Annotated in this window: 4 protein-coding genes; all 4 read left to right on the top strand. The window is 33.8% G+C overall.

Going from position 1 to position 3,742, the window contains the following annotated elements; all coding sequences use genetic code 11:
* Window positions 1-186: 186 nt before the first annotated feature.
* The 4 genes from ACQV2X_RS08550 (at window position 187) to ACQV2X_RS08565 (ending at window position 3,338) form a co-directional block, all read left to right on the top strand.
* Window positions 187-642 carry a hypothetical protein gene (locus ACQV2X_RS08550; RefSeq protein ID WP_428874592.1) on the top strand — a complete coding sequence of 152 codons (456 nt, stop codon included), beginning with the start codon at window positions 187-189 and terminating at the stop codon, window positions 640-642.
* A 61-nt stretch (window positions 643-703) separates the two neighbouring features.
* Window positions 704-1,531, top strand: a complete 828-nt coding sequence (locus tag ACQV2X_RS08555) for a hypothetical protein (RefSeq protein ID WP_428874593.1) — start codon at window positions 704-706, stop codon at window positions 1,529-1,531.
* Window positions 1,524-3,080 carry a bifunctional metallophosphatase/5'-nucleotidase gene (locus tag ACQV2X_RS08560; protein ID WP_428874594.1) on the top strand — a complete coding sequence of 519 codons (1,557 nt, stop codon included), beginning with the start codon at window positions 1,524-1,526 and terminating at the stop codon, window positions 3,078-3,080. The genes ACQV2X_RS08555 and ACQV2X_RS08560 overlap by 8 nt, the downstream gene beginning before the upstream one ends.
* 48 nt (window positions 3,081-3,128) lie before the next feature.
* A complete protein-coding gene (locus ACQV2X_RS08565) occupies window positions 3,129-3,338 on the top strand; it encodes a sce7725 family protein (protein ID WP_428874595.1) in 210 nt (69 codons plus the stop codon).
* Window positions 3,339-3,742: the final 404 nt, after the last annotated feature.

Below are 3,742 nucleotides of genomic sequence, written 5' to 3' on the forward strand. Positions count from 1 at the left end.
TATCTCGGGTCTTATTTTAAAAGTTATAGCAAAAATGGACTTATGATACAGCCCCCTTTAGGTGTTCAGAATGAAGTTAAAATATAGCTTATTTTGATAAAAAAGTTAAGTAGAACTTTAGGTCCAATATATGGTACGATAAAATCTTGATAGTGAAGATAAAAACTATTAAGAGAGGAAGAGTTGATGAGTCAAACAAAGATTGAATTCTTGGGTGGAATTGGCACAATTGGGGGAAATATTATTAGCCTTCAAAAAGATAATCATCAAGTGATTATGGATTTTGGAGCATTTGTAGGAGCCGATATTAAACAATTGCTAGATCGATCATTAACTGAACAATTCCTTCAAGATAACTTATTGCCTAAGGTAGAAGGATTTTATTCTCAAAGCCAGTTAAATTCAAATTCGTTAACTGCTTATGAGGTGAGCTCATCGAATACTGCCATTTGCTTGTCTCACTTGCACCTTGATCATCTAGGTTCCTTAGGACAAATAAACGAACAAATTCCTGTATACACATCAGAGAAGTCATTAAACTTTTATGAAAACTTAGTAAAAATTCCTTTTTACCTAAATATGATGTTAATTGGCAAAGTGTTCCTCATCAAACAAGTATTCATCATGGGCCATTTAAGATAACTTTTAAAGAGAGTGACCATGATACAGAAGGTGCGAGTGCTATTTTATTGCAACGAATGATTTGAAAATTGTTTATTCAGGAGACTTAAGACTAAATGGTTATAACCCTGAAAAAGTGCTCAAGTGGGTAGAAGAAGCCCATACTTTTGAACCAGACCTACTATTAATTGAAGGCACCTCTTTGTCTAATTTTGGAGATGACCTCGCACCTCACTTAGCTGTTGAGGGAAAAAATCATAATCTAGCTTGTTCAAATGAGCGGCAGTTTTTAAAAGAGAGTGACCACTTATTGGGTAAAAAACAAGCAGGCATCATAACCATTAATTTATATCCACAAAATATACAACGCTTGATAAGATTGAATGAAATAGCTAAAAATCATCAACGGAGATTTGTCGTAGATAAAGCGTATTACCAATTGCTTAAACAACATATATCAAGCAAAATCGATAATATTTTTTGTTTAGGTGAGGATGAAGAAGAAAGTAGTCTTTCGGTAAGTGCTGAAGAATTGAAGGCTTCGCCGAATGACTATTTATTATTAATTGATTATGAACGTCATCAAATTCTTTATCAATTACCAGCTGGAATATATTTACATTCAAACGGAGTTCCTTTAGGAGTCTTTATGGCTGGTTATGAGGAGTTTTTAACCAATATGGTTGAATACGGCCGGGATTTCTATCAGGCTGGGGTCTCAGGTCATGCCTCTCAAGCAGATTTATTGATGATTGGTTATACGATTCAATCAAAAGTTGTTATTCCATGGCATACATTTAAACCAAAGGCTTTTGGTCAAGAGTTAGAAACAAAAGGTCTAATTGTTTTCTATCCTCAGTATGGCCAAATATATACGATGGACAAGATATTGGAGGGGAACAATGCTTAAAATCCGCTTTTTAATAACGAGTGATACACATGGTCAATGGCACCATCATCCTGATCAGACTGAGTATTCCTTAAAGAACACTGCAGCTTTAATTGATCAATTAAAACAAGATTCGATTAAGACATTGCAATTTGATTTAGGCGATTTTATTCAAGGATCGCCTATGACGAGCTATACCAGTCAAGTGACAAAGAGTGCGGCTCCTTATGCTCGAATGATGAATGATTTGGACTATGATTATCAAATTGTTGGTAACCATGAATTTAATCACGGAATGGCCTATCAAGACACTGCATTAGACTTAATAAATGCACAAATATTATGTAGCAATATTGTGGATCGAAAAACCAAAAAGCCCTATAAGGGAAAAGCCTATGATGTCATCAACATTGAAGATTATAAAATCGGAATTATTGGTGTAACCACCCACTATATACCACACTGGGAGTTGCCAGAAAATTATGAAGGCTTAGAATTTTTAGATGCTTTTGAAACGGTTAAAGAGTATGCTCAATTTTTAAAACCTCAAGTGGATTTATTAGTTGTTGCTTATCATGGAGGTTTTGAAGCTGACCTATCTTCGGGAGAGGCCTTAGAGGCTCAAACTGGAGAAAATCAAGGATATAAGATGATCAGTGAGATTCCTGAAATAGATCTTTTATTAACGGGTCATCAACATCGTCAGATTTGTCAGCCCTTTAAGGATTCCTTTGTCATTCAACCAGGCTATGGTGGTGAAAAGGTGGGTGAAGTTATCGTGAGTTTAGATAAAAAAGCTTCCCCAGCAATTGAAGGGGCTTTACACTCTTTTACAACTAGCGCAGCAATTGAAAATATTCGTCCATTAGAACCTGAATATAGCCAGAGCCTTAACTGGCTTGATGAGGTCTTAGGGAATGCTCCCATGGAGATGCCCACTCGAAATCTTCATCAAGCAAGAGTGAAAGGCCATCCTTTTGCTGAGTTTTTAACGAGAACGATGTTGAATGAAACAGGGGCAGACTTCGCAGGTATATCCTTGCTCAACGATCACTTTGTAGATTTTCAAGGTGAAGTTAGGCGAGGAGAACTATTGAATATTTATCCTTATTATAATCAAATTGCTGTTAGCCAAGTAAGTGGTCAGGATATAATTGAAGCGATGGAGCATAATTTTGCTTATTTTACTTTTGATTCATCCGGTAAAATTTCTGTAAATCCTTCTTATATTTATCCTAAACCTAAGCATTACAATTATGACTTGTACACGGGTTTTTCTGTAGAGGTTGATTTGAATCAACCAATAGGTAAGCGTGTGGTCAAATTAATTAATGAAAAAACACAAAAAGTAATTGATAAGCAAAAATATTACCATTTAGCGCTCACTCAATATCGTGCTGTTGGGGGAGGCGATTATAATATGTTTACAAAAGCTAAAATTGTTAATATGATTGATAAAGATATGATTCAATTAATAGTTGAAGGTATGGATCAATTGACAGTTACGGAATGGAAAGATATAAATCATCATTATGAGCATATTCAATGGACAGCTTTTAATGAAGATTAAGTATTTTTTCAAAGTTGAAATTAGTCTAAAAAGCTTTTAATAAACAAAATACTTTTAGCTGATAATTTCAATAAACAAAAAAGAAATGCGGATTATGTTGGTGATGAATATTTTTCTTCTGATCATTTATCGTTTAAAAAAGATGGTTACATAGGGTTTTTAGATTATTATGTAATGGGTAAAGATTTTATGGAAAATGGCTTTTCACCTCATGCTGTAGCAATCCATATTATAGATTGTGATAAAAAAAGAACTTGAGGGTTCATCATTTTGTATCTGATACCAATCATAGCCCAACAGATCCAGCGAATAAATACCATGAAGCAGTTATTAAACCAAAAGAATAGTATAATAAGATAATGGAATTGGAAGGTAAGGAATATGTAAAAGAAAACATAGAAACTGAAGTATTTTAACATTTATTACAGATGCTGATGAAGGGAGCGACCCTGGCTTAGGAGTAATAAAAAAATTATCTATTGAACATCAGATAGAACTAATGAGCAAATTTTTAAGAAGCTAAATAAAAAGACAATCAGTTTAAATTTATAGTTTATTATATAATGAAAATAATTTGATGTTTATACTAAAAGAGTTAGAAAAACTAGGCTCTATGTCCAATAGGGTTGATGCTATCCAAGGAGATTAAGCAATTAACGGTT

Source organism: Facklamia sp. P12945 (genome assembly GCF_050409485.1).
GTDB lineage: Bacteria > Bacillota > Bacilli > Lactobacillales > Aerococcaceae > Facklamia.